This is a genomic window from Hydrogenophaga laconesensis (genome assembly GCF_031457235.1).
GTDB lineage: Bacteria > Pseudomonadota > Gammaproteobacteria > Burkholderiales > Burkholderiaceae_C > Hydrogenophaga > Hydrogenophaga laconesensis.
Genome location: NZ_JAVDWE010000009.1, coordinates 77,098 through 102,699, shown reverse-complemented (window position 1 = coordinate 102,699; position 25,602 = coordinate 77,098). Strand labels below are relative to the sequence as shown.

Sequence of the window (25,602 nt, the reverse complement as noted above, 5' to 3'; positions counted from 1 at the left end):
GGCGTTTCCTCCTACGACCTCGACGCAGTATCGAGTTACCACTGATCAAGTTACTAGCGCGTGGTCTTCTAGCCCGACAGCGGCCTGTCAAGACTGGATCGCCAAGGCAATTGCATACGACGGAAACGCTCGGAGTTTCATCTCAGCTGATAGCAGCAATTGCCGTTGGACCGGTCCCGCCTGGAGTGGCGCAACGATCACCATTGCTGTGAACTCCGGTCCTGTCCAGTCCTGTCCCGGTAACGCAACGCTTTCTGGTGGGCAGTGCTCGTGCAACAGCGGCTATGTCGAAGACGGCAACGCATGCGTTGTCCAGCAGACGCCGGAAGAACAGCACTGCGCCAGCATCAACGGCTCGCCCGTCAAAGCCTCCTGGACCACGACGAATCCGTCCTTGTCCACGCGCACCATCTGCATGACGAATGCAGGTTACTCGTGCACCGCCACGGTGACCGGGGACATCTGCGGTGGAACCGGCTCTGGAGGGTCCTACGTGTGCCATGGCTCCGGCGTTAGCGGGGCATCTGGTGCGGGCACAACGTGCACACCGTCGCCAGAACCCGATGCGCCGCCGCCAGTTGGTACACCTGACACGAACTGGCCGGAAGCTCCACCGCCCGGGATGTGCCCAGGCACCGTGAATGGTGTCACCGTGAACGTGCCGTGTTCGAACACCAGCAGCGGCAGCACCAGCACGAACACCACGAACGATGGTGCGGGCAACACCACGCAGAAGACCGAGTCCAAGGCCACGACGTGCAACGGCGCTGGCAGCTGCACCACGACAACGACCACCACGACAACTGTCAATGGTGGTTCTCCCACGACCACCACCAGCACCACCACGCAGGGTAAGGGCGAGTTTTGCGCGGCAAATCCCGCCTCGAAGGAATGCGGTGGTGGTGAAGGCTCCAGCTTCGGCGGCAACTGCCAAGCGTCGTTCCAGTGCACGGGCGACGCCGTGCAATGCGCGACTGCAAAGGCTGTCAACGATCAGCTGTGCAAGCTCAAAGACGTTTTTGAGATGGACAGCGACACGCAAGGCCTCGTCAACTCGGTGCTCGCTGGCACGTGGACTGAGAACCCGGCAGAAAACGCGCAGCAGATTTCTGTGGGGGTCTTCGACCAGTCGAACCCGCTTGGCTCTTCTTGCCCTGCGGATATCTCGTTTCATGTCGCCGGTCGCACGATGGTTCTGGAGCTATCGCGCATCTGCACATGGCTCCAGCTCATCGGCAACTTGCTTGTGGCCATGAGCCTGCTCGGTGCGACGTTGTTCATTTTGAGGAGGGGTGACTGATGGCCTTACCGCTTGCTGCCGGCTTGGCCGGCTGGATCGTTGCCGGGCTTGCGTCCGGTGTTGGGCAGATCGTCGCGAAATCGCTCGTGTCGCTCGGCATTGGCTATGTCACGTATACCGGCATGAATGCGCTGGTGGACATGAATCAAGCGCAGATCATGGCGCTCCTCCACACGTTGCCGCCCGTCACGGTGCAGCTGATCGGGGTATTGAAGGTGGGTGTTTGTCTAAACATTTGGTTTAGCGCCTTCGTGATCAAGCTCACTCTGTGGGGCTTGAACAATGACTCTTTCAGCCGCATGCGCGTCGTGCCTGGGGGCGGTTCATGATCACGCTGACCTCTGGTCTTCCCGGCGCTGGAAAGACGCTTCTCACCATCGCTGATGTTGAGGCCAAGCGGAAGAAGGAAAACCGGGAGGTTTACTACCACGGCATCAAGGAGTTGACCCTGCCTTGGAAGCTGCTGGACGATCCGAAGAAGTGGTACGAGTGCCCCCCAGGCGCGATCATCGTCATTGATGAGGCCCAGTATCATTTCCCTCTGCGTGGCAACGGTCAGGCAGCGCCTGAGCATGTCGCGCGCATGGCGACGCACCGGCACAACGGCCACGACATCTTTCTGATCACGCAGCATCCCGGCAAGCTGGACGCAGCTGTCCGAAAGGACATCGAGGTCCACCGGCACATCATGCGCAAGTTCGGGTCGCGCACCGTTTCTGTTCACCAGTGGCAGGGCGTGCGCGAGAACTGTGACAAGACACGCAAAGACAGCGTGTCCAACACGCGCCGGTATCCCAAAGAGGTTTTTGGCTGGTACAAGTCCGCCGAGGTCCACACGCACAAGCTCAAGGTGCCGATGCCAATCGTGATTGCTGTGCTGATCATCATTGGCGTCGGCATTGCCTGGGCAGTGTTTCTTGGCAAGCTCTCTCGCGGAGAGGCGTTCGGTGGGTCCGGCAAGCCACCCGGCGGCAGTTCGGCTCCTGCAGGGGCGAGCGGCGTGTCGCCTGATGTTCCAGGCATTGGCGGCCAGCCGCAGCCGCAGCAGCAGCGGCCCAAGACGGCCTTGGAGTACGCCACGGAGCGCGTGCCAAGGCTCGAAGGCCTTGAGCACACTGCGCCGGTCTATGACGGCCTTACGACTCCGACACGTGTCCCGCTGCCTGCCGCGTGCATCCAGTGGACCGGCAAGGGCTGCAAGTGCTTCACGCAGACCGGCACCCCCTACCGCACCACCGAGCAGATCTGCCTGCAGATCGTGCGGCACGGGATCTTCATTGATTTCGAGACGGCCGCAGGCCAGCCAGCACCGCAGGGTGCTGCGGCCGCGCCGGTGAAGACCAGTGTTCCCGCCTCGTAGACGCTCCCCAAGGTGGGGAGACGGCCGCAAAAGCCAGGCGCAACGCGCAACCAATTTGCTCTTGGCCAAGATGCTTTCTCGTGGCCTACGCCAACTACTCCGGCTCCTGCTAAGGCGCTGATTTTTCTTTCTGGGGACAACATGGGGCCCCGAACCGCCCCCCTGTGGGGCACCCCGTAGGGGTTCGGGGTCTGGGGTATGGGGGCGAAGCGCCCCATGTCAACGTGGGTTAACCAGTGACCCCTACTTCAACGCCAAAAGTGGAGCGCTCACCGGGCCTGCTGCCTGGAGCCAGCGTAGACACGCCACCCCTGTAGACACGTCGGACACGTCGGACACGTAGACACGTCGGACACGTAGACATGAAGACCGGACATGCAATGCCTGTCGGAATGCGAGTGCCAGAGTGCGAGTGCCAGAGTGCCAGAGTGCGAAGGGGTGGCGTGCTAGCTGGCGGAGGGCTGCTGGCCCGGTGAGTGTGGAACGCTTACCGCGTGCAACTTTTCTGTTGTCATATCGCCACGTTTATGCACAATTCTATCTATCGAATTGTCATTAGAAATTTAACTTTTATATACATCGTGGAATATCAAAGGCGCACTCAAATCTTTCAAGGACACGGCTGCAAGGGGCTCATGCCGATCAAGCAACTCTCCTCTGCAGGCTATCGCGGCTCGTTCGTCGTGGCCACGAAAAAACCCGGAACGCCTTTCAGCGATCCGGGTTTCTGCATTTATGACGCGGCGGCAGACGCCACCAAGGTCATTTCATCAATCTTCGACGAAGGCTTCCTCGCGCTTCTTCTTGATCGACGGCAGCAGCACGATCAGCAGCAGCGCCACGGCCACGGCCAGCAGCGAGGCGGAGATCGGACGCGTCACGAACACCGACCAGTCACCGCGGGAGATCAGCAGCGCGCGGCGCAGGTACTCCTCCATCATCGGGCCGAGGATGAAGCCCAGCAGCAAAGGTGCAGGCTCACAACCGAGCTTGATGAAGATGTAGCCGATCACGCCGAACAGCGCCACCATCCAGATGTCGAAGTTGTTGTTGTTGGTCGAGTACACCCCGATCGCACAGAACAGCACGATGGCGGGGAACAGCCAGCGATAAGGCACGGCCAGCAACTTGATCCACATGCCGATCAGCGGCAGGTTCAGGATGATCAGCATGGCGTTGCCGATCCACATCGAGGCGATCAGGCCCCAGAACAGTTCCGGGTTGCTGGTCATCACCTGCGGGCCGGGCTGGATGTTGTGGATGGTCATGGCACCGACCATCAGCGCCATCACGGCGTTGGGCGGAATGCCCAGCGTGAGCAGCGGGATGAACGAGGTCTGTGCACCGGCGTTGTTGGCCGATTCGGGGCCTGCCACACCGCGGATGTTGCCCTTGCCGAACGGGATTTCGCCGGCCTTGAGCTTGACCTTCTTCTCGATCGTGTAAGCCGCAAAGGCGGACAGCAGTGCGCCACCACCCGGCAGGATGCCCAGCGCAGAACCCAGTGCCGTGCCGCGCAGCACGGCCGGCAGCATGTTCTTGAAGTCTTCCTTGGTCGGCATCAGGCCCTGCACCTTGTCGGTGAACACAGAGCGTTCGCCTTCGGGGTGCGAGAGGTTGTGGATGATTTCGCCGTAGCCGAACACGCCCATGGCGATCACAACGAAGCTGATGCCATCGGTGAGTTCAGGAACGTCGAAGCTGAAGCGCGCCACGCCGGAGTTCACGTCCGTGCCGACCAGACCCAGCAGCAGGCCCAGCACGATCATGGCCAGCGCCTTGATGAGCGAGCCAGAGGCCAGCACCACGGCACCAATCAGGCCCACGATCATCAGCGCGAAGTATTCAGCGGGACCAAAGCTCAGGGCCACTTCGGTCAGCGGTGGAGCAAAGGCGGCCAGCACGAGCGTGCCGACGCAGCCTGCAAAGAAGGAGCCCAGGCCAGCGGCCGCCAGCGCGGGACCCGCCCTTCCCTTTTTCGCCATCTGATGGCCGTCGATCACGGTCACCACCGAGGACGATTCACCCGGCAGGTTGACCAGGATGGCCGTGGTAGAGCCACCATACTGTGCGCCGTAGTAGATGCCAGCCAGCATGATCAGCGCGGCCACAGGCGGCAGGCCATAAGTGGCGGGCAGGAGCATGGCGATGGTCGCCACCGGGCCGATGCCAGGCAGCACGCCGATGAGCGTGCCCAGCAGGCAGCCCAGCAGCGCGTAGAGCAGGTTCTGTGCGGTGAAGGCGACGCCGAAGCCCAGCGTCAAATGATCAATCAGTTCCATGGCGAATGTCTCCGGCTCAGGCGGTCACGAAAGCAGGCCACACCGGGAACTGCAGATTCAACGCGTACACGAAGGCGAAATAGCTGCCCGCCGCAAGGATGGTGGCGAGGATCAGCGATTCCTTGATGCTCGAATTGGGGCGTGCGAAGCCGGCGATGAGCACCAGCGCATAAATAGCGATGATCATGCCGAATGCCGGAATGCCCAGCGCCGGCACGCCAACGAGCAGCACACCGAACGCCAGGTTGGCGCCGATGATGAAGCCCAGGGGCCGCCAGGCGAAACTGCCGATGGGATCCCCATCCGTCGCCTTGCTCTTGAACGACTGCAGCGTGACGATCACGCCAAGAATCGCCAGCAGAATGCCGAGCAGAAGTGGGAAATAGCCCGGGCCCATGCGCGCAGCGCTGCCAACCGTGAAGTTGGTGGCTCCGACGGCAAACACGATGCCGACGGCTGTGAACATGAGTCCGGAGTAGAAGTCCTTTTGGCTTGCCAATTTCACGGCGTCTCCTCAATTTGTGGGTAACCGCAGGATTTTGATGCGGCCGAGTCGATCGGCGCATGTGGGTTACACCTACTTTTCGCCTGGCGGGGATGTCTGCCTCTGCACCCTTTCGGGGCGGCAATCACCACTTGCCCTTGGGTTGCCTGGCGCGAACGAAGGCCGAGATGATGTCGGCGGAGGCTTGCCGATTGGCGCGTTGCGCGAAATCGATGGCGGTCAGACCCAGCTGGTTCTTGAGCAGTGGGTCGGCCCCCTCTTCCAGCAGCAGCTTGACCACACCCGGTGCTCCATAGTGCGCCGCCATCATGAGCGGGGTGGTCTTGTTCGGCGACTCCGCATCGATGTAGGCATGGTTCTCCAGCAGCAGCCGTACCATGGCCGTGCTGGTTTCGTTCGCATTCGATGCGGCGTAATGCAGCGGCGTCCAGCCGGTCTTGTTCACCTCGGCCTTGCGCGCGATCAGGCGCCTGGCAAGCTCCAGGCGCCCCTTGATGGCCGCGATCATCAGCGGACTTTCGTCCTTGGCGGTGCGTGCCTCCACATCCACCTTCGGTTGACTGATCAGGTAGGTCGCGACATCAGGGGCGTCGTCGCGCAGCGCCAGATACAGCGCGTGCTCGCCTTCTGCGTTGCGTGTGTTGAGGTCAAACCCGCGCTGGACGAGGTGGCGCAAGGCGGGCACATCGTTCTTCTTGACCGCGATGAAGAAATCGTCGAATGAGCTCGCCCAGGAGGCCGGAACCCATACCATGACAAGGCAAATCATCCATTTGAAAACAATGAACTTTTTCATATTCTTGATGTGCTGGATGAGATGCATTTGCTTCAGGCCGATGCCTTGATGCCATTGAACAGGGTTTCAAAGTTCCGGCTGGTGGCCTCCGCCACGGCCTCCACGCTGAGCTGCTTGAGCTCTGCCACCTGCCTCGCCACCCAGGGCACGTAGGCGGGGGTGTTGGTCTTGCCCCTGTAGGGCACCGGTGCGAGATACGGGCTGTCGGTTTCAATGAGGATGCGGTCGAGTGGCACATAGGCCGCCACCTCGCGCAGGTCGGCCGCATTGCGAAACGTCAGGATGCCGGAAAACGAGATGAAAAAGCCCAGGTCCAGGGCAGCACGTGCCACGGCCATGCTTTCCGTGAAGCAGTGGAACACACCGGTCGCCACAGGCCTCGGCTGTGCCGTCGCCGAGCCGAAGCCACCCTCCTCGCGCAGGATTGCCACGGTGTCGTCGGAAGCACTGCGGGTGTGGATGACCAAAGGGAGCGCAGTCTGGCGTGCGGCGCGGATGTGGGTCCGAAAGCGCTCGCGCTGCCACTCCATGTCAGCGACGGTCCGCTCGCCGAGCCGGTAATAGTCCAGTCCTGTTTCGCCAATGCCCACCACGCGGGGGCGTGCTGCTCGGTCCAGCAGATCGTCGAGCGAGGGCTCCTGCACGTTGTCGCTGTCGGGGTGCACACCCACGGTGGCCCACAGGTGGCTGTGATCGTGGGCGAGGCCGTACACCTCCTCGAATTCTTCCAGCGTTGTGCAGATGCACAGGGCCCGGTCGACCTGCGCTTGCTCCATGGCCTTGAGGATGTCGGGCAGCTGGGCCTGAAGTTCGGGAAAACTGAGGTGGCAGTGGGAGTCGGTGAACATGCGAAAGGGAAGCAGGCATGGAAAAGGCCGATGGGCAACACGCATTGTGCGCCGCATCGGCCTGCAGGGGAGCGGGTGGTCAGAGTGTCTGTGTGGCGCGGTCGGAACCGAGGCTGGAGCCCAGGATCTCCTCGATCTTGAGCTTGAGCTGGCGCGACTTTTCATCCGCCGGGAATCGGATGCCCACCCCTTGCGTGCGTGCGCCTTGCGCCTTGGCGGGCGTGACCCAGGCCACCTTGCCTGCCACCGGATAGCGCTGCGGATCATCGGGAAGGCTGAGCAGCACATAGACATCGTCGCCCAGTCGGTACTCGCGCGACGAGGGAATGAAGATCCCACCGTCGGCAAACAAAGGAATGTAGGCGGCATACAAAGCCGCCTTTTCCTTGATGGAGAGCTGGATCACGCTCGGCCGCGCCGCTGCGGACGATGGGGATGGATGGGTGCTCATGGTTGGCGAGTTTAGCGGCAATACCTGGGCATTCGGGCGGTTTTGCTGCCATCGCAGGGCATCAATACCGGGCCAATTCCGTGACAAATCGGCGTTTCGCCAGCTTCCGGGTGGCTTTCAGCCTTTGCGACCGGCCGCGCCCGCCAGCACCTGCCGGGTGCGCGCGGCCCAGGCTTCCTGCATCAGGCCCGCGTTGTAGGGGTGTTCGACGGAGCGTGCGGCGTTCGCGAGTTCACGCGACCATTGCGCCAGCGCTCCCCATCGAGGTGCCGGTGGCAACTGTTCCGACTGGAAAAAGCGTGCGGGCGCCCCGGCCGCGCGGGCCATGAGGTCGTGACACAGCTTCTGCAGCACCGAAAGCTGTTGCGCTGGCGGCCAGCCGTTCAGCGTGCCCCAGTCGCCCCGGGCCAGTGCCTGCGGAAGTTGCGCCCAGGTCGAGCCCTGCAGCCCGGCGGCGGCCCAGGCCAGGGCATCGTCAGGCCGACCGCCTGCGGCCTGCAGCCACACGGCCGCCTGGTCGCGGCTGACGCTGCGGTTTTCCCCCGCGGCCTGCTGCTGCAACCACTCCAGCGCCTCGGCCTCAGCGGGCCACGCCATGTTGTGGGTGAGGCAGCGGCTGCGGATGGTGGGCAGCAACTGGTGCGCGGCCTCGGTGGAAAGGACAAACCTCACCTCGCCCGCAGGCTCTTCCAGCGTCTTGAGGAGCGTGTTCGCGGATTCCACGTTCATCCGCTCGGCCGGATGGACCAGGATCACCTTGGTACGACCGCGCGAGCGCGTGAACTGCGTGAAGCCCACCGCCTCGCGGGCAGCCTCGACGCGGATGAGCTTGCTTGCCTTGCGCTTCTTGTCGTCGATTTCCTTCTGGGCGCCCTCGTCCAGCGGCCATCCCAGCTCGAGGCTGAGGGTTTCGGGCATGAGCACGCACAGGTCGGCATGCGTGCGCACGTCGATGGCATGGCAACTGCCGCATACACCACACGCGCCGTGTTCTCCCGGCTGCTCGCACAGCCAGGCCCGCGCCAGCGCAAGTGCGAGGTCGTACTGGCCAAGACCGGAAGGTCCGGACAGCAGCAAGGCGTGGCCGCGCTGGGCAAGCAGACGCTGCAACTGCCGCTGCAACCAGGGCGCCAGGCCACTCATGCGCGCCCTCCCTCGGGCGGCAGCCAGTTGCGCTGTTCGAACGCCTGCCGCACCTGCTGCCAGACCGCCTCCCGGGGCAGATCGGAGGCGATGCGGGCAAACCGCTCGGGTGAAGCCTGCATGCGTTGCGCATAGCCTGACGCGACACGCTCGAAGAAGGCCTGCGGCTGGGACTCGAACCGGTCAGGCATGCGCGCGGCAACCAGGCGTTGTGCTGCCACCTCGGGTGGCAGGTCGAACCACACCGTGAGGTCGGGCTGGCGGATCTGCGGGCTGTCTGGCCGCGCCTGCACCCAGTTTTCCAGCTGGCGCAGCACGTTCAGGTCAAAACCTCGGCCACTGCCCTGATAGGCGAAGGTCGCGTCGGTGAAGCGGTCGCACAGCACAACCTCGCCTCGCGCCAGCGCGGGTTCGATGACCTGCTGCAGGTGGTCGCGGCGCGCCGCGAACATGAGCAGGGCCTCGCTCAACGGGTCCATGGCGTCGTTCAGCACGAGTTCGCGCAGCTTTTCCGCCAGCGGCGTGCCGCCTGGCTCGCGGGTGAGCGTGACCACACGGCCTTCGGCGGTGAAGGCGTCGGCCAGCGCGGCGATGTGCGTGGATTTGCCCGCGCCGTCGATGCCTTCGAAGGTGAAGAAGAGTCCGGCAGCGGGCATGGTCGGATACGAGAGAGGCATCAACGGCGCAGGATGTAGCGCTGCACCGCGGCATTGTGTTCTTCGAGCGTGGCGCTGAACTGGCTGGAGCCATCGCCCCGCGACACGAAATAGATGGCGTTCGTGGCCTGGGGCCGCACCGCAGCCAGCAACGATGCCATGCCCGGCATGGCAATCGGGGTGGGTGGCAGACCCGCGCGGGTGTACGAGTTGTAGGCGGTGTCCGTCTGCAGATCGACGCGCCGCAGGTTGCCGTCGAAGCGCTCGCCCAGGCCATAGATCACGGTGGGGTCGGTCTGCAACCGCATGCCGATGCGCAGGCGGTTGGCAAACACACCCGCCACGCGCCGACGGTCGCTCTCCAGGCCGGTCTCTTTCTCGATGATGCTGGCCAGGATGAGCGCCTCATCCGGCGTGCGCAGCGGCGTGGCCGGATCGCGCTGTTCCCATGCCTGTGCCACACGCTGCTCCATCGCCTGGGCGGCCTGCCGCAACACGCTCGATGCGGGAGCCCGTGTGACCACACGGTAGGTGTCGGGGAAAAACCGCCCTTCCGGATGTCGACCCGGGTAGCCGATGAGCGCCATGATGTCGTTCTGGCTCATGCCCTCGATGTCCTGCGTCAGGTCGGGCGAACTGCGCACCGCCTGCAGCACCTGGCGGATGTTCCAGCCCTCCACGAGCGTGATGCTGCGAAGGGCCTGTTCGCCTCGCACCAGCTTGGACAGCAGCATGCGGGGCGTGGTGTCGGGCGTGAACTCGTAGGTACCGGCCTTGATGTCGCGCGCCTGCCCGGAGAAACGGAACCACGCGTACAGCAGTGCCGAAGGCGTCTGCACACCCGACGCCTCCAGGGTGTCCGCCACGGTCTGGGCCGAGGACCCTGGCGGGATGGTGACCAGCAACGGGTTCTGGTCCGAGGCCTCCGGCTTCAATGGCAGGGGCTGCTCCAGCCACCACATGCCGCCCACGGCTGCCAGCATGGCCAGCAGCAGGGGAATGACCACCAGCAGTTTGAGGAAACGGATCACAGGCTTGGGCTCGGCAGGGACAAGGCTTGGACGGCCGTGGGGATTCGAGCCGGCCATGATAATCGACGCCATGAGCACATCGACGATCCCCGGCAGCGCCCCACAGGGCCTCGCCACCAGCGGCGTGACCGCCTTGCAGCACCTGGGCGTGATCCGGGTGGCGGGCGAGGACGCCGCCAGATTCCTGCAGGGCCAGCTCACGCAGGACTTCGCCCTCCTCGGCCTGTCGGAAGCCCGGCTGGCCGCCTTCTGCTCGGCCAAGGGACGCATGCAGGCCAGCTTCGTGGGCCTCAAGCGCAGCCACGACGAGATCCTCCTCGTCTGCAGCCGCGACCTGCTGCCCACCACGCTCAAGCGCCTCTCCATGTTCGTGCTGCGCGCCAAGGCCAGGCTGAGCGACGCCAGCGATGCCTTCCGCCTGTTCGGCCTGGTGGGCGCCGCCGTGCCGCCTGCGCTGCCGGTGGCCGCGTGGAGCCAGTGGCGCGATGGTGAAGCCAGCGTCGTGCGACTCTACCCGGCCGAGGGACTGGCCCGCGCGTTGTGGCTGGCCCCAGGCGCAGCGGCGCAACCCGAAGGCGAAGCACTGGCCGAACCCCTGTGGCAATGGCTGGACGTGCGAAGCGGCGTGGGCACGGTGAGCCAGCCGGTCTACGAAGCCTTCGTGCCGCAGATGCTGAACTACGAATCGGTTGGTGGCGTGAACTTCAAGAAGGGGTGCTACCCCGGCCAGGAAGTGGTGGCACGCAGCCAGTTCCGGGGCACGCTCAAGCGCCGCGCCTACGTGGTGCACGGCGATGCGCCGCTGGCTTCGGGGCAGGAGGTGTTTCACAGTGGCGATGCCGAACAGGCCTGCGGCACCGTGGTCCAGGCCGCGCCCAACCCCACTGGCGGATTCGACGCCATCGTGTCGATGCAGACCAGCGCCGCCGCGCAAGGCAGCCTGCACGCTGGCAGCGCTGACGGCCCCACCCTGCATCTGCTGCCCCTGCCCTACCCCTTGCTCGAAGACATCTGAGTGCCGCGCCCGGAGCGCCCATGTGCCTGATCGCGTTTGCTCTCAATGCCGCACCGGGTTGCCCCTTGCTCATCGCGGCCAACCGCGATGAGTTCCTGAACCGCCCCACCGCCGCCCTGCACCGCTGGAACCTGGACGACGGGACTGAAATCGTCGCAGGGCGCGACCTGCGCGATGGCGGCACCTGGCTCGGCCTGAGCCCGGCCGGGCGCGTGGCCATGCTGACCAATGTGCGGCAGCCACTGGCGGGGTCCGGATCGCGCAGCCGGGGTGAACTGGTCACCCGATGGCTGCAGGGCGACGGCGATGAAGACCGGCTGGCCGGCACGATCGACCCAAGCGCGTACGGGGGCTTCAACCTAGTGGTGGGTGATTTCCATCGCCAGCACTGGACCTGGCTGAGCAACCGGGACCCCGACACACCGCACGAAACCCGAGCGTCAAAGATGCACCGCAAGGCCCTGTCGGCCGGCATCTATGGCCTGTCCAACGCCAGCCTCGACACGCCCTGGCCCAAGACCCTGCGCCTCAAGCAGGCCGTGACGGACGCGCTCACCCGCATGTCCACCACCGATGAGTGGATGCTTCCGCTCGCACGCAGCCTGTCCGATGGCACGCCGGCCAATGCCCGGGAACTGCCCCACACCGGCGTGCCGGATGACATGGAGCGCGCGCTATCCAGCGCCTTCGTGTGCATGCCCGGACGCGCCTATGGCACACGCAGCAGCCTGGTGGTGAGCGCACGGCCTGCAGGCAGCGGATGGGACGTGCACATGGACGAATGGACTTACCCGCATACGGGCCCGGGTGCCCCGCTCGAAGGCGCCCAGCACCATCGCGAAACCCTCAACTGGTGAGTGCTCTCCGGCCTCAGAGCCTGGCGACCATTTCCTGGTGAGGGATGCCCGCCTCTTCGAAGGGCGCACCACGGCGTTCGTAACCCAGCCGGGCGTAAAAGCCCTCGGCGCTTTGCTGCGCATGCAGCATCACCTCGTTGTCACCCCGCTCGCGTGCAGCGCCCATCAGCGCGTGCAGCACATCGCGGCCCAGACGGCCACCGCGCAGGGTGCGTTCCACCGCCATGCGGCCGATGCGCGCCACACCCGGTTCGTGCGGCAGCATCCGGCCGGTGGCCACCGCTCGGCCCAGGCGGTTGTAGGCCACGGCGTGCACCGCCGTGTGGTCGGCCTCGTCCCACTCCAGTTCCTTGGGTATGCGTTGCTCCTCCACGAACACCGCCGTGCGCAGGCGTTGCGCGTCAGGCCCGAGTTCGCTCCAGGCGCCCACGCGAACCGAGGTCATGGCTTCACCGGCTTCATAGCCTTCCAGTGCCTGACGCAGCTCGGCCGGCACGGGGCGGGACTTCTGCGTTGCCGGATCGGCAAACACGTAGACCAGCTCCCCGCTGATCAGATGTTCATCGCCCCGGAAGATCGCACCGGTGAAGGTGAGTGACGAGTTGCCGATGCGGCTGCATTTCATGGCCACGTCGATCTGGTCGTCCATGCGCGCAGAGGCATGGAATTCCACCGTGGCCTTCACCACGTACAGGTCGCCCTCGAGCTGCTCCATGGTCTCGTGGTACGGCAGGGCCATGACGCGCCAGTAGTCCGAGATGGCGGTGTCGAAGTACATCAGGTAATGCGCGTTGAACACGATTTTCTGCATGTCCACCTCGGCCCAGCGCACACGCATGCGGTGGAAGAAGCGGAAATCGGATCGTTTCAAACTCATCTCAGTGGACTCCAAAAGCGTTGCGCAGCGCGAGCGCGGCGTGTTGGTGAGCGGTGCGGGCCTCGGGGATGGCACGCCCGAAATTGACGAAACCATGGACCACCCCGGCGTAGATCTCAAGATCCACCGCCACACCGGCATGGCGCAGGCGGTCTGCGTACATCACCCCCTCGTCGGTGAGGGAGTCGCACTCGGCCAGTCCGATCCAGGCCGGTGCCACGTCGTCCAGCTCCCGCACATGGCCGCTCTCGTCGACCCCATCGAGCGGCGCAAAGCGCCAGTCGTCCCGGTCGGCAGCCTCGCGCAGGTAGTGGCCGAAGAAGTAGGTGATGTCCGCTTCCTCGAGAAGGAAGCCCTTCGCGAAGGTCTTGTGGCTCGCGGTGTCCTGGTGGCCGGCGCAGCCGGGGTAGAAAAGACATTGCAGCGCCAGCGACCAGCCGATGTCGCGCGCGGCGATGGCCGTCACGGCCGCCAGCGTGCCGCCGGCACTGTCGCCCCCCACCGCGATGCGCGAAGCGTCCAGGCCCAGTGCGCCAGCCTGCGCGCGCAGCCAGGCCAGACTGTCCCAGGCATCGTTCACCGCCGTCGGAAATTTCCACTCGGGCGCCAGCCGGTAGTCCACCGACACCACGGCACAACCCGCCAGCTGTGCCAGCTGACGGCACAGCGGCGCGTGCGTGTCCACGCTGCCCACCGTGAAGCCACCGCCGTGGAAATACAGCAGCACCGGCAGGGGCTGGTCTGCCTCGGGGGCGAACAGGCGCGCGGGCAGCATGGCACCGTCGCGCGCGGGAATGCTCAGGTTCTCCACCCGGGCCAGGGGCTGTGAAGGCACCTCGAGAACACCGGCGCCGGCCTCGTAGGCGGCCTTGGCCTGGTCGGGCGGCAATGCGTGCAGGGGTGGATGACCGGCGCGCGCGATGCGGTCCAGCACGCCGCGCATCGTCGGCGTGAGCAGGCCACGGGGATCGTTGGGGTTCTGCATGGCATCCGATTGTGGCTGTCTTTTGCGCGACCCGCGCGGGCAGGTCCGCATAGTCAAGCGTTCAGGCCGACCGTATAGTTTTTGCTCCACGGAGACAGACATGGCCCAGATTCTTTACGTCACCAACATCCTCATCGAATTCGGCGCCCTCGAGCAGCTGCAGGCCGAGTGCGAACGTGTCGGCATCACCCGCCCACTGATCGTCACCGACGCGGGCGTGAAGGCCGCAGGCCTGCTCGACAAAACCCTCGCGGCCATGCCCGGCCTGCAAGCCTCGGTGTTTGACCAGACCCCGTCCAACCCGACCGAAGCGGGCATCCGTGCGGCGGTGGCGGTCTACCGGCAAGGCGATTGCAACGGCCTGGTCGCGCTGGGCGGGGGCAGCGCGATCGACTGCGCCAAGGGTGTGGCCATTGCCTGCACGCACGAAGGGCCCCTCAAGACCTACGCCACCATCGAAGGCGGCTCGCCGAAGATCACCGACCGCGTGCCGCCGCTGATCGCTGTACCCACCACCGCCGGCACAGGCAGTGAAGTGGCGCGCGGCGCCATCGTGATCGTCGACGACGGGCGCAAGCTGGGCTTCCACAGCTGGCACCTCGTGCCCCGCACCGCCCTGCTCGACCCCGAGCTCACGCTGGGCCTGCCGCCCATGCTGACCGCGGCCACCGGCATGGACGCCATTGCCCACTGCATGGAAACCTTCATGGCCCCCGCCTTCAACCCGCCAGCCGACGGCATTGGCCTGGACGGCCTGCGGCGCGGCTGGGCCCACATCGAACGGGCCACCAGGAACGGCCAGGACCGCGAGGCGCGGCTGAACATGATGAGCGCGTCCATGCAGGGCGCGATGGCATTCCAGAAGGGCCTGGGCTGCGTGCACTCGCTCAGCCACAGCCTGGGCGGCGTGAACCCGCGGTTGCACCATGGCACGCTGAACGCGGTGTTCCTGCCTGCCGTCATCCGCTTCAATGCCGAGACCGACTCCATGCGCAAAGACGATCGCCTCCAGCGCATGGCCCAGGCCATGGGCCTGCCCAGCGGCAGCGATGTGCCCGAGGCGGTGAAGGACATGAGTGCCCGGCTGGGGTTGCCGAGCGGCCTGGCGGCCATGGGCGTCACCCCTGACCTGTTTGACCGCGTGATCGAAGGCGCCCTGGCGGACCACTGCCACAAGACCAATCCGCGCCTGGCAAGCCCCGACGACTACCGCGCCATGCTGCACGCGTCGATGTGATGGCAGGCTGCCGAGTCGGCGACCTGGCGCTCAGGCCTGCGGTTCCGGCTCGGCAATGCCGCCGCCATCGCGATCCGGCATGCGCGCCCCCACGTGCACCTCGCCCCGTGCCTCCGCCAGCTCCACCTGGCGCTGGCGCTCGGCGAGGCGGGCCTTTTCCTCGGGGCTGCGCTGGTCGTGGCAGTGCGCGCAACTCACGCCCTTGACGTAGTGCGGCGAGGCCTTCTCCTGCGGGTCCAGCGGCCAGCGGCAGGAACGGCAGAGTTCGTGCGGCCCGGGCACCAGGCCATGGCCCACGCTCACGCGCTCGTCGAACACGAAGCAGTCGCCTTGCCAGGTGCTTTGCTCTGCCGGCACTTCCTCCAGGTACTTGAGGATGCCGCCCTCGAGGTGGTAGACCTCGTCGAAGCCGCGCATCTTCATGAGCGCCGTGGATTTCTCGCAGCGGATGCCGCCCGTGCAGAACATCGCGACCTTGGGCTTCTTACCCTCCCCTTGCAAGGCCGGTTGCGCATCCAGCCAGGCCGGCAGCTCGGTGAAGGTCTTGATGTTCGGGTTGATCGCCCCCTCGAAGGTACCGATGGCCACCTCGTAGTCGTTGCGGGTGTCGATCAGCAGCACGTCGGGATCGGCCAGCAAGGCATTCCAGTCCTGCGGCTTCACATACTGGCCCACGGTCTGGTTCGGGTCCAGGCCTGGCACGCGCAGGGTGACGATCTCCTTCTTCAGCCTCACCTTCATGCGGTGGAACGGCGGGTGTTCGCTCCAGGACTCCTTGTGCGGCAGGCGCGCCAGCCTCGGGTCTGCGCGGAGGAACGTCAACACCGCCCGCACCCCGGCTTCCGGTCCGGCGATGGTGCCGTTGATGCCTTCCCGCGCGAGCAGCAGCGTGCCCTTCACCTCGTTCGCCTCGCAGCAGGCGAGCAGCGGCTCGCGCAGGTCGGCGAAGTCCGGAAGATCCACGAACTGGTACAGGGCGGCGGTCAGGAAAGCGGGCATGGGCGAGATTATCCCGCGCCCGGCCAAGGCCTTACAGGGGGTCGAGGCGCGACAGATCGGGCCGCTCCAGCCACCGCGCCAGCTCGTCGGCCAGTTGCGTGGCCGCGCTCACGGCGCCGTTCCACACCTGCATGCGTGCCGGGAGGTTCTGGCCGTAGCGGCGGAAATCGTCCCGGTCGGGCAGTTTGGCATTGGGCAGGGTCTTGACCCATTCGGGGTCGGGGGCGATCACCAGCATGGCGTCCAGCGCGGGGCTGCTGCGGTGGCGTCCCTTCCAGGCCTTGTCGAGCCAGCCGGGCACCACGGCTTTCTGGAAGTGCGGGTAGAGCACGATGGGTGAGGACGCTGGCGGCTGGTACTGCAGGTGCAGGTGGTAATCCGTGAGACCACCATCCCAGTAGGTGCCGGGCGGCGCGCCGGCAATGTTGCGCACCGGGCGCAGCATGAAAGGAATCGAGCAGCTGGCCTGCAGCGCGTCCATGAAGTTGTCTGCCCGCATCGCCACCTGGCGGGTGCGGTAGTCCAGCGTGCCGAAGGGCAGCGGACCGAGGCTGTCGGCCTGCGCCGGGGCCGACGAGAACACCACGCGTTCCAGCCACGCCCCCAGCGCCTTGCGGTGCAGCGCGTTGGCCGTGAAGGCCCCCAGGTAACCCAGCGGCGTGCGCAGCCCGCCATCCTGGCGCAGCAGCAGGCGCCCCCGGGAAGTCACGATGTGCAGGCGGTAACGCGGGTGGTGAAGGACTTCATCCAGCCGACCACCGTAGAAGAGCTCCAGGTTTTCGCCGAAGCGCTGGCTGATCTGGACGGCCGTGGGCCGCTTCTGCCCGGGTGGCAACTCGTAATGCTGAGCGATGTAGTCGCGTTCCAGCCGCTCGAAGGCGGCCACGGGATCGTTGAGGCATGCGGTGGCCATGCGCCAGGCGCCGATGGAGGCCCCCACGAGATCCACGGGTTGCCCGCTGCGAGCGAGCCATTCACCGAAGAGGAAGCGGTCGATGGGACCGAGGATCAGGCCCTTGGGGCCACCTGCCGCCGCGGGGATGACGCCGATGTCCTGCGGACGCAGGCCGTGCTGTTCGATGTGCCGGCGGGCCGCCGGGCCGGCGTAGAAACGGAGCGCTTGCATAGGGCTGCGATTGTCGCGCAGGCCCGGCACCTGAAGGAGTCAGTGGGGTTCCGACGCCTCGGTGACTTCCGAGTGGCGCGAGATCGAGGGAATTTCCTCGGCGACGACGGTGTCGGGGTCGATGCCAAGCACCAGGCCCACCGGGTCGGGGTAGGTGTTGATCAGCAGCTCCGAGCGCATCTGCTGCTCTTCCGCCCGTGCACGCCAGGAACCGATGTGGATCACGCCGGCAATCGGCTCGTACACGTCGTTGTCGAACGGTGCCGTCTGGTGAAGGATGGCGTTGATCATGCGCTTGGGGAAGTGCCAGTCGCGTGCCAGCGCGGCCCCCACCTCGGCGTAGCTGTAGCCGAACAGGCCACGCTCGGCCTTGGCGCGCTTGAGGTCCAGCATGGGGACGCTGCGGTCGAGATCGATCATGGCTTCAGGCATGCCCACGTGCATGACCAGCTCGCCAATGCCGTGGATCAGGCCGGCCGTGAACGCGGTGTTCTCATCCATCTTGATGGGCAGCGCGATGTAGCGCGACAGGTTCGCGGTGTTGAGGCTGTAGCGCCAGAACTGGTTGAGGTTCACGCCGCCCACGGTGTGGAAGCCTTCACCCAGCGAGGCGGCGATCACCAGGGCGCGAACCTTGATGAGCCCGAGCACGTTGATCGCATCGCGCGCCGTGCTCACGGACCGGTTCAGGCCAAAGAACGCCGAATTGGCGGTCTTGAGCAACTTGGCGGTGAGCACCGGGTCGTCTTCGATCAGGGAGGCCGCCAGCATGGCATCGACATCTTCCTGGTCGAACGTCTCGATCAGCTTGCGCACCACCTTGGGTGCTGAAGGAAGTGCATTCGGTTGCTTGAGGAGCTTTTCGAGTTGCATGATGGTCTGCCCTTCGGAGTGCGCGGCGGTTGGTGACTTGTGATGAGTTCATCGACGGGTGCGGGCGCCACTTGAGAACTTTTTCGGCACAACGTGCCGGGAAATCGTGTCAGTCGATGAACGCGCTCAAAGCCTGGCTGAACGACCATTCCGTCGGGTCTTTGCCGAGCACGCTGTCCAGATCAAGGCCCAGGGTGAGGCCCACCATGTCGGGGAAGGTGGCGGCCAGACCGCTCTCATCGAGCCGGATCTCTTCTGCCCGGGCGCGCCAGGACGCCAGGTGCAGGACGCCCCCAAGGGCGTCGTAGGTCTCGCCATCGAAAGGCGCGGCCTGGTACTTCAGGGCGGAAACGATGGAGGTGGGAAACTGCCACTTCTCGGCCATGCCGGCACCCACCTCGGCATAGGTGTATCCCAGCGCGCTGCGCTCCACTTCGGCGCGCCGCAGATCCAGGGGCGGCGTGCCCATGTCGATGGGCGCCATGACGTCGGGCATGGCGATGTGCATGATCAATTCACCAATGCCGTGGATCAGCCCGGCCGTGAAGGCGTTGCCTTCGTTCTGCCTCAGCAGGCTGGCCAGGGAGCGCGAGATGTCCGCCGTCCGCAGGCTGTAGCGCCAGAAATGGACCATGTCCACGCCCGGCACATTCTTGAAACTCGATCCGAGGGCCGCGGCCATCACGAGCGAGCGCACGTGCGTCATGCCCAGCAGGGCGACCGCCTCATCGGCACTGCCGATCTGGCGGCTGACACGGAAGAACGCAGAGTTCGACAGGCGCAGCACGCGGGTGGTGAGCGCGGGGTCGTGTGCGACCAGGCCAGCCACGCGCTTGGGGCTGGGGTCATCCTTGTTCATCTCGGCCAGCAGGTCCGAGACGGTGCGCGACATGGGCGGCAAGGCGCGCGGGTAATTGAGGAGGGCTTCGAGTTCCATGAGGGTGAAGTCCGATGCGAAAGGGTTTTCTTGTTGTCCTTCCTATCGGCCGGGCTTCACCCGACTTGAGCCACGGGGCCCGCTCAACGCGCGTTCTTGAGCTTCGCGAAGGCCGAAGCCATGGCAGATGTCACAGGTGGCGAGGCGGGGGCGCCGGAACGGCCCTGGCCGCGCGACGGTTCAAAGCGGTTGTCGCGCGGGCCGTCGCGCCGGGCGGGTGCGGCATCGAGCTTCATGGACAGGCCGATGCGCTTGCGCGCCACGTCCACTTCCATCACCTTCACCTTGACGATATCGCCGGTCTTGACGATCTCGCGCGCGTCGTTCACGAACTTGTGCGACAGCTGGCTCACGTGCACCAGGCCGTCCTGGTGCACGCCCAGGTCGACGAAGGCGCCGAACTGCGCCACGTTGCTCACCGTGCCCTCCAGGATCATGCCCTCGCGCAGGTCGCTGATGTCGTCTACGCCTTCGTTGAAACGCGCCACCTGGAAATCGGGGCGCGGATCGCGGCCCGGCTTCTCCAGCTCGCCCAGGATGTCCTTCACCGTGATGACGCCGAAGCGATCGTTGGCGAACAGCTCCGGACGCAAGGTCTTGAGCATGTCGGCGCGGCCCATCAGCTCGGCCACCGGCTTGCCCGTCTTTTCGATGATCTGCTCGACCACAGGGTAGGTCTCGGGGTGCACGCCGGTCATGTCCAGCGGGTTGTCGCCACCCCGGATGCGCAGGAAACCCGCACTCTGTTCGAAGGTCTTGGCGCCCAGGCCCGCCACTTCCATCAGCTGCTGGCGGTTGCGGAACGCGCCATGGGCCTCGCGCCAGCGCACCACGGCCTTGGCCACGCTGCCCGACAGGCCGGACACGCGCGAGAGCAGCGGCACGCTGGCGGTGTTCAGGTCCACGCCCACGCCGTTCACGCAGTCCTCCACCACGGCATCGAGCGTGCGGGCCAGCTCGCTCTGGTTCACATCGTGCTGGTACTGGCCCACGCCGATGCTCTTGGGATCGATCTTCACCAGCTCGGCCAGCGGGTCCTGCAGGCGGCGGGCGATGCTGGCCGCGCCACGCAGGCTCACGTCCACATCGGGCATTTCCTGCGAGGCGAACTCGCTGGCGGAGTAGACGGAAGCGCCAGCCTCACTGACCACCACCTTCTGCATCCCGCCCTGCCCGGCTTTCTCGAGCAGTTTGAGGAGATCGGCGGCGAGCTTGTCGGTTTCCCGGCTGGCCGTGCCGTTGCCGATGGCGATCAGGTTCACGCCGTGCTTGCGTGCCAGCAGGCCCAGGGTGTGCAGGGCACCATCCCAGTCGCGCCGGGGTTCGTGCGGGTACACGGTGGCGGTGTCGACCAGCTTGCCGGTGGCATCGACCACGGCCACCTTCACGCCCGTGCGGACGCCAGGGTCCAGCCCCATCACCACCTTGGGACCGGCCGGCGCGGCCAGCAGCAGGTCGCGCAGGTTGTCGGCAAACACCTTGATGGCCACCGCCTCGGCGCTTTCGCGCAGGCGGGCGAACAGGTCGCGCTCGCTGGAGAGAGAGAGCTTCACGCGCCAGGTCCACGCCACGCATTTGCGCAGCAAATCGTCGGCCTTGCGGCCCTGGTGGCTCCAGCCCAGGTGCAGCGCGATGCGGCCTTCGGCCAGCGATGGCGTGGCGCCCGGCTTGCCGGCGGGCACTGCGTCGGGGGGCTCGGGCAACACCAGTCTGGCGTCCAGGATTTCCAGGCCCCGGCCGCGAAACACGGCCAGCGCCCGGTGCGAGGGCACGCGGCTGATGGGTTCGTCGTAGTCGAAGTAGTCGCGGAACTTGGCGTTGTCGGGCGTGTTTTCGTCCTTGCCAGCCACCAGCGTGCTCTTCAGCAGGCCTTCCTGCCATAGCCACTCACGCAGGCTCTGCACCAGCGCCGGGTCTTCCGCCCAGCGCTCGCTGAGGATGTCGCGCACGCCGTCGAGCACGGCGGGCACCGTGGAGAAATCGGCGCCCGGCTTGCCGTCGTCCAGCACCTCGGGGGGGCGGGTAAAGGCCGCCGCCTCGGCCACAGGGTCCAGCGTCGGGTCGGCGAAGAGCCGGTCGGCCAGTGGTTCGATGCCGAACTCGCGCGCGATCTGGCCCTTGGTACGGCGCTTCTGCTTGAACGGCAGGTAGATGTCTTCCAGTTCCTGCTTGGTCGGCGCCGCGGCGATCGCGGCACGCAGCGCGTCGGTGAGCTTGCCCTGTTCGTCAATGCTCTTGAGCACCGCCACCCGGCGGTCCTCCAGCTCGCGCAGGTAGTCCAGCCGGAACGACAGTTCCCGTAGCTGGACGTCGTCGAGGCCGCCTGTGGCTTCTTTTCTGTAGCGGGCGATGAAGGGCACCGTGGCGCCGCCATCCAGCAGCTCCACCGCTGCCAACACCTGTCTCTCTTCAACCCTGATTTCTGTGGCGATCTGCCGGATGATCTGCTGCATGCACCGTCGCTGTGGGAACAAAAGAAGCGCGCGAGTTTGCCACACCTGACGGGCTAACATTCCAGGCCGCGAGCCGCGAGATGTGGTACGCAGAAACGCCCGTTTTCACCATGCAGGACGACCTCTTCGGCGCACCGCCCGCTGCGCCCTCGCCACACGTGCTCGCGCAAGCCGCCAGCGAGCCGATCGTGCGACGCCGCCGGACGAACGAGGTCTGTCCGGCCCCTGCCGACGCCGCGCTGCAGGCGCTGGCGGCCACGATACCTCCACGTGTGCGGATTGGGAGCTCATCGTGGAGCTACCCAGGCTGGGCAGGTCTGGTGTGGGACGAAGGCCCGTACAGCGAATCGCTCCTCTCAAAGGAAGGCTTGCACGCCTACAGCCAGCACCCCCTGTTGCGCGTGGTGGGCGTGGACCGCAGCTTCTACCGCCCGCTCACACAGGACCAGTACGCCCGCTATGCCGCCCAGGTGCCCGACGATTTCCGCTTTGTGGTCAAGGCGCCCAGCCATGTGACCGACGCCCTCGTGCGCGGCGAGGACGGACGGGGCCTGCAGCCCAACCCGGCCTTTCTGGACCCCGTCCTGGCCACCCAGGACTTCGTGGCGCCGGCACTCGCCGGGTTGGGCCACAAGGTCGGCGCGCTGGTGTTCCAGCTGAGCCCGCTGCCCCGTCACCTGCTGCACAACCTGCCCCTGGTGCTGCAGCGCATGCGCACGCTGCTGCTGGCCCAGCCGCCGCTCTCGCCCACGGCACCCGACGGCGTGCTGGCGCTGGAAGTGCGAGACCCCGAATGGCTGGACCCGCTCTTCATGCCGGAACTCGCCGCCATGCTGCGCGAAGCGGGGGCCACCTGGTGCCTGTGCCTGCACGCCAAGATGCCGCGCCTGGCCGATCAGTTGCCCCTGCTGCGCAAGCTCTGGCCCGGCCCCATGGTGTGCCGCTGGAACCTCAACCCGCTGCATGGGGCCTATGGGTATGAAGACGCCCAGCGCGAATACAGCCCTTACGACCGCATCCACGATGTGGATCAGGACACGCGCGAGCTGCTGGTGCGCACCATGGCCGGCATCGCGGGTGCCGGCCAGAACGTCTACGTGACCATCAGCAACAAGGCAGAGGGCTGCGCGCCGCTGTCGGTGCGGGCGCTGGCCGAAGGGCTGGCGGCGAACCCGCGACCCTAGCGGCTCGCCCGCACACGCAGCGAGCTCGTGACGCCCGCCAGCAGGGCGCAGCTGGCCGCCAGGCACAACGCAATGGTCTCGCCCCGGCCGTCGTGCTGGTTCCAGATCGCGTAGATCGCCGCCAGCACCACCGCACCCAGCGTCTGCCCCGTGAGCCGCGCCGTGCCCAGCATGCCGCTGGCCGCGCCGCTGCGGTGCAGGGGCGCGGTGGTCACGATGGTGTGGTTGTTGGGCGACTGGAACAGCGCGAAACCCGCACCGCACAGGGCCAGGCGCCAGGCCATGTCGAGGCTGGTCGCGTGCTCGGGGCGCAAGCCCGTGGCGAGCAGGCCGGAAGCGAACACCACCATGCCGATACCGCCCAGCCAGCCGGCCGGATAGCGGCCGATCAGACGGCCCGCGATCGGTGCGACCAGCACCGTGGCCAGCGGCCAGGCCGTCATGATCAGGCCCGCGTCCATGTGCGAACGCCCCTGCACTTCCAACAACAGGAACGGCAAGCTGAGAAAAGCCAGCATCTGCCCGCAGAAGGCGCCGACGGACGACGCCATCGACAACGCGAACACCGGCAGGCGCAACAGATCCAGCGGGAACAGCGGCGCGGCCAGGTGCCACTGGCGGCGCAGGTAGACGATGCCCACCGCGACACCCGCGGCCAGCAGCGTCCAGCCCAGGGCTGGTGCGCTATGCGCCGCACCGGCCCGCACGCCCAGGTAGTCCGCGCCGACGAAGACCAGGGTGAACATGAGCACGTTGAGCAGCACGTCCACGAGCGAGAACTGTGGCGCAGCGGTGGTGCGTGGCGGGTTGGTGGGCAGAGCCCGTCGGCCCATCCACAGGGTCAGCAGGCCCAGCGGCACATTCAGCGCGAACAGCCAGGGCCACGACGCCACCGACAGGATGGCCGCCGCGACCGCCGGGCCCGCCATCGTGGACGTGGCCACCACCATGGAGTTGATGGCGATGCCACGCCCCAGCCGCGAGCTCGGGTAGACCAGCCGCACCAGCGCCGTGTTCACGCTCAGGATGCCGGCCGCACCCAGGCCCTGCAGCGCGCGCGCCGCCGTGAGCATGGGCAGCGAGTTCGCCAGCATGGCGACCACCGACGACACCACGAACAGCAGCATGCCCACGAGGTAGACCCGCCGGTAGCCCAGGCGATCGCCCAGTGCCGCGAGAGGCAACAGCATCACCAGCGAAGCGATCTGGTAGGCATTGACCACCCAGATGGCCTGTGCCGCCGTCGCATCAAGCTCGCGGGCAATGCCGGGCAGCGCAAGATTGACGATGCTGCCGTCCATCACCGACATGGCGATGCCCAGCACGATCACCAGCACGGCCTTGCCGCGCTGGGGCGAAGGAAGACCGTCCTGCGGGGTCACCCGTGCGCCTCGGCCGCGAGGTGCCGGCGGGCGTCGCCCGAGAGCGTGATCCAGGTCAGTGCCACGCCGATCAGCGCACCGGTGGCCATGCCCACCACCATTGGCAACGGCTTGCCGGTGGCGAACAGGCTCACGATGCCCATGGCCGCTGCACCGCCCAGCATCTGCAGCGTGCCCAGCAGCGCCGACGCGGTACCGGCGATGGCACCGTGCTTCTCCAGTGCCAGCACGGAGGCGGTCGGAATCACCAGGCCCATGAAGGCACTGGCCACGAAGTAGAGCGTGATCAGCACCCAGAGTTGGTCACCGCCCAGCAGGTAATACGCCAGCAGCAGTGCCATGGTGGTGCCCGAGGCCGTGGCGGCGGCCTTCACCAGCCGCACCAGGCCGAAGCGCCGCCCCAGCAGGCCGGTGAACTGCGAGGCACCGATGAAGGCCACGGCGTTGAATGAGAAGGCCAGGCTGTACTGCGTGGGCGACAGGCCGTAGTGGTTGATCAGCACGAAGGGCGAGCCCGCCAGGTACACGAAGAAGCCCGCCATGGCCGTGGCACCGATGCCGACCAGACCGAGGTAGTGCCAGTCGCGCAGCAGCACACCGTAGGCGCGCAGCGCGCTGCCCAGGCTGCTTTCCACACGCTCGGCTTCGGAGCGGGTTTCCTGCAGGGCACTGTAGACCAGCAGCAACCCGGCCACCGACGCCAGCGCCACCGCCCAGAACACCCCGCGCCAGCCGGTGAGCGCGATCACGCCGCTGCCCGCCAGGGGGGCCAGGATCGGCGAGACGCTGAACACCAGCATCAGCAGCGACATCAGCCGCGCGGCTTCCGCGCCGGTGTGCAGGTCGCGCACCACCGCACGTGGAATCGCCATGCCGGCGGCCGCACCCAGGCCTTGCAGGAAGCGCAGGGCTACCAGGGTCTGGATGTCGGTCGCGAGCGCGCAGCCGATGCTGGCCAGCGTGAACAGCCCCAGGCCGAAATACAGCGGCGGCTTGCGGCCCACCATGTCGGACACCGGCCCGTAGAGCAACTGGCCCACCCCCAGGGACAGGAAGAATGCAGTGAGGCTGAACTGCACGGCGCCCACCTCGGCGCCCAGGCTGCGGCCGATGGCCGGCAGCGCCGGCAGGTACATGTCGATGGCGAAGGGGCCGATGGCGGACAACAGGCCCAGAATCAGGGCCATCTTGAGATAACGGGAAAAGAACATCGGGCTATTGTCGCCACCGCCCGAAGGCATTGCCCGGGCACGGTTGCGCCGATCTGGTGTAGGGCGATGCCGCCTGCGTCACAATTTCGCATTC

Annotated in this window: 24 protein-coding genes; 7 read left to right on the top strand and 17 right to left on the bottom strand. The window is 66.2% G+C overall.

From position 1 onward, the window contains the following. Nucleotides 1-637: 637 nt before the first annotated feature. From J2X09_RS16295 to J2X09_RS16285, 3 genes are read left to right on the top strand one after another with little or no spacing between them, the layout of a single operon-like run. A complete protein-coding gene (locus J2X09_RS16295; protein WP_204731226.1) occupies nucleotides 638-1,300 on the top strand; it encodes a virulence factor TspB C-terminal domain-related protein in 663 nt (220 codons plus the stop codon). Continuing rightward, nucleotides 1,300-1,629 carry a DUF2523 domain-containing protein gene (locus J2X09_RS16290; protein ID WP_204731227.1) on the top strand — a complete coding sequence of 110 codons (330 nt, stop codon included), beginning with the start codon at nucleotides 1,300-1,302 and terminating at the stop codon, nucleotides 1,627-1,629. The genes J2X09_RS16295 and J2X09_RS16290 overlap by 1 nt, the downstream gene beginning before the upstream one ends. Continuing rightward, a complete protein-coding gene (locus tag J2X09_RS16285) occupies nucleotides 1,626-2,660 on the top strand; it encodes a zonular occludens toxin domain-containing protein (protein ID WP_204731228.1) in 1,035 nt (344 codons plus the stop codon). The genes J2X09_RS16290 and J2X09_RS16285 overlap by 4 nt, the downstream gene beginning before the upstream one ends. A gap of 770 nt (nucleotides 2,661-3,430) precedes the next feature. On the opposite strand, the gene J2X09_RS16280 is transcribed toward J2X09_RS16285, so the two are convergent. From J2X09_RS16280 to mltG, 8 genes are all read right to left on the bottom strand, one after another. Continuing rightward, nucleotides 3,431-4,942 (bottom strand): tripartite tricarboxylate transporter permease, encoded by a 1,512-nt coding sequence (locus tag J2X09_RS16280; RefSeq protein WP_204731229.1) that lies wholly within the window; start codon nucleotides 4,940-4,942, stop codon nucleotides 3,431-3,433. Between the two features lie 16 nt (nucleotides 4,943-4,958). Continuing rightward, nucleotides 4,959-5,447 (bottom strand): tripartite tricarboxylate transporter TctB family protein, encoded by a 489-nt coding sequence (locus tag J2X09_RS16275; protein WP_204731230.1) that lies wholly within the window; start codon nucleotides 5,445-5,447, stop codon nucleotides 4,959-4,961. Nucleotides 5,448-5,571: 124 nt separating this feature from the next. Beyond that, nucleotides 5,572-6,201 carry an ankyrin repeat domain-containing protein gene (locus tag J2X09_RS16270; RefSeq protein WP_310308773.1) on the bottom strand — a complete coding sequence of 210 codons (630 nt, stop codon included), beginning with the start codon at nucleotides 6,199-6,201 and terminating at the stop codon, nucleotides 5,572-5,574. Between the two features lie 74 nt (nucleotides 6,202-6,275). Beyond that, nucleotides 6,276-7,091 (bottom strand): TatD family hydrolase, encoded by an 816-nt coding sequence (locus tag J2X09_RS16265; RefSeq protein ID WP_204731232.1) that lies wholly within the window; start codon nucleotides 7,089-7,091, stop codon nucleotides 6,276-6,278. 79 nt (nucleotides 7,092-7,170) lie between these two features. Beyond that, nucleotides 7,171-7,542 (bottom strand): PilZ domain-containing protein, encoded by a 372-nt coding sequence (locus J2X09_RS16260; protein ID WP_204731233.1) that lies wholly within the window; start codon nucleotides 7,540-7,542, stop codon nucleotides 7,171-7,173. Nucleotides 7,543-7,659: 117 nt separating this feature from the next. Then, entirely contained in the window at nucleotides 7,660-8,685 is a 1,026-nt protein-coding gene (locus J2X09_RS16255; protein WP_204731234.1) for a DNA polymerase III delta subunit-related protein, read from the bottom strand. Next, a complete protein-coding gene (tmk, locus tag J2X09_RS16250) occupies nucleotides 8,682-9,341 on the bottom strand; it encodes a dTMP kinase (protein ID WP_204731235.1) in 660 nt (219 codons plus the stop codon). Before tmk ends, J2X09_RS16255 begins: the two co-directional genes overlap by 4 nt. 20 nt (nucleotides 9,342-9,361) lie before the next feature. Next, nucleotides 9,362-10,444 carry an endolytic transglycosylase MltG gene (gene mltG / locus J2X09_RS16245; RefSeq protein ID WP_374726512.1) on the bottom strand — a complete coding sequence of 361 codons (1,083 nt, stop codon included), beginning with the start codon at nucleotides 10,442-10,444 and terminating at the stop codon, nucleotides 9,362-9,364. Here mltG and ygfZ point away from each other — a divergent pair. Continuing rightward, the gene (ygfZ, locus tag J2X09_RS16240) at nucleotides 10,443-11,387 is read left to right on the top strand and encodes a CAF17-like 4Fe-4S cluster assembly/insertion protein YgfZ (protein ID WP_310308770.1); all 945 of its coding nucleotides are present in this window, start codon (nucleotides 10,443-10,445) and stop codon (nucleotides 11,385-11,387) included. The two genes, mltG and ygfZ, sit on opposite strands and share 2 nt — an antisense overlap. A gap of 20 nt (nucleotides 11,388-11,407) precedes the next feature. After that, entirely contained in the window at nucleotides 11,408-12,244 is an 837-nt protein-coding gene (locus J2X09_RS16235) for an NRDE family protein (protein ID WP_204731237.1), read from the top strand. Between the two features lie 13 nt (nucleotides 12,245-12,257). Here J2X09_RS16235 and J2X09_RS16230 read toward each other — a convergent pair whose 3' ends face one another. Continuing rightward, nucleotides 12,258-13,115 (bottom strand): YbgC/FadM family acyl-CoA thioesterase, encoded by an 858-nt coding sequence (locus J2X09_RS16230; protein WP_204731917.1) that lies wholly within the window; start codon nucleotides 13,113-13,115, stop codon nucleotides 12,258-12,260. A gap of 7 nt (nucleotides 13,116-13,122) precedes the next feature. Then, nucleotides 13,123-14,106, bottom strand: coding sequence for an alpha/beta hydrolase (locus tag J2X09_RS16225; protein WP_204731238.1), 984 nt, complete (start codon nucleotides 14,104-14,106; stop codon nucleotides 13,123-13,125). 100 nt (nucleotides 14,107-14,206) lie between these two features. On the opposite strand from J2X09_RS16225, the gene gbd reads away from it, so the two are divergent. Then, a complete protein-coding gene (gene gbd / locus J2X09_RS16220) occupies nucleotides 14,207-15,343 on the top strand; it encodes a 4-hydroxybutyrate dehydrogenase (RefSeq protein ID WP_204731239.1) in 1,137 nt (378 codons plus the stop codon). Nucleotides 15,344-15,373: 30 nt separating this feature from the next. Here gbd and trhO read toward each other — a convergent pair whose 3' ends face one another. The 5 genes from trhO to J2X09_RS16195 all read right to left on the bottom strand — a co-directional run bounded on the left by trhO (nucleotide 15,374) and on the right by J2X09_RS16195 (nucleotide 21,731). Further along, the gene (gene trhO / locus J2X09_RS16215; protein WP_204731240.1) at nucleotides 15,374-16,342 is read right to left on the bottom strand and encodes an oxygen-dependent tRNA uridine(34) hydroxylase TrhO; all 969 of its coding nucleotides are present in this window, start codon (nucleotides 16,340-16,342) and stop codon (nucleotides 15,374-15,376) included. A 31-nt stretch (nucleotides 16,343-16,373) separates the two neighbouring features. Next, nucleotides 16,374-17,468 (bottom strand): patatin-like phospholipase family protein, encoded by a 1,095-nt coding sequence (locus J2X09_RS16210; protein WP_204731241.1) that lies wholly within the window; start codon nucleotides 17,466-17,468, stop codon nucleotides 16,374-16,376. Nucleotides 17,469-17,507: 39 nt separating this feature from the next. Further along, nucleotides 17,508-18,341, bottom strand: a complete 834-nt coding sequence (locus J2X09_RS16205; RefSeq protein ID WP_204731242.1) for an HDOD domain-containing protein — start codon at nucleotides 18,339-18,341, stop codon at nucleotides 17,508-17,510. 109 nt (nucleotides 18,342-18,450) lie between these two features. Further along, nucleotides 18,451-19,278 carry an HDOD domain-containing protein gene (locus tag J2X09_RS16200; RefSeq protein WP_204731243.1) on the bottom strand — a complete coding sequence of 276 codons (828 nt, stop codon included), beginning with the start codon at nucleotides 19,276-19,278 and terminating at the stop codon, nucleotides 18,451-18,453. A gap of 83 nt (nucleotides 19,279-19,361) precedes the next feature. After that, nucleotides 19,362-21,731: a Tex family protein gene (locus tag J2X09_RS16195; protein ID WP_204731244.1), complete on the bottom strand. Its 2,370-nt coding sequence runs from the start codon at nucleotides 21,729-21,731 to the stop codon at nucleotides 19,362-19,364. A gap of 110 nt (nucleotides 21,732-21,841) precedes the next feature. Between J2X09_RS16195 and J2X09_RS16190 the strand changes: the two genes are divergently transcribed. Beyond that, the gene (locus tag J2X09_RS16190; RefSeq protein WP_204731919.1) at nucleotides 21,842-22,915 is read left to right on the top strand and encodes a DUF72 domain-containing protein; all 1,074 of its coding nucleotides are present in this window, start codon (nucleotides 21,842-21,844) and stop codon (nucleotides 22,913-22,915) included. On the opposite strand, the gene J2X09_RS16185 is transcribed toward J2X09_RS16190, so the two are convergent. Further along, complete coding sequence (locus tag J2X09_RS16185) at nucleotides 22,912-24,297, bottom strand: MFS transporter (RefSeq protein WP_310308763.1); 1,386 nt, start codon at nucleotides 24,295-24,297, stop codon at nucleotides 22,912-22,914. The two genes, J2X09_RS16190 and J2X09_RS16185, sit on opposite strands and share 4 nt — an antisense overlap. Next, nucleotides 24,294-25,508, bottom strand: a complete 1,215-nt coding sequence (locus J2X09_RS16180) for a multidrug effflux MFS transporter (protein WP_204731245.1) — start codon at nucleotides 25,506-25,508, stop codon at nucleotides 24,294-24,296. The genes J2X09_RS16185 and J2X09_RS16180 overlap by 4 nt, the downstream gene beginning before the upstream one ends. Between the last annotated feature and the right edge of the window lie 94 nt (nucleotides 25,509-25,602).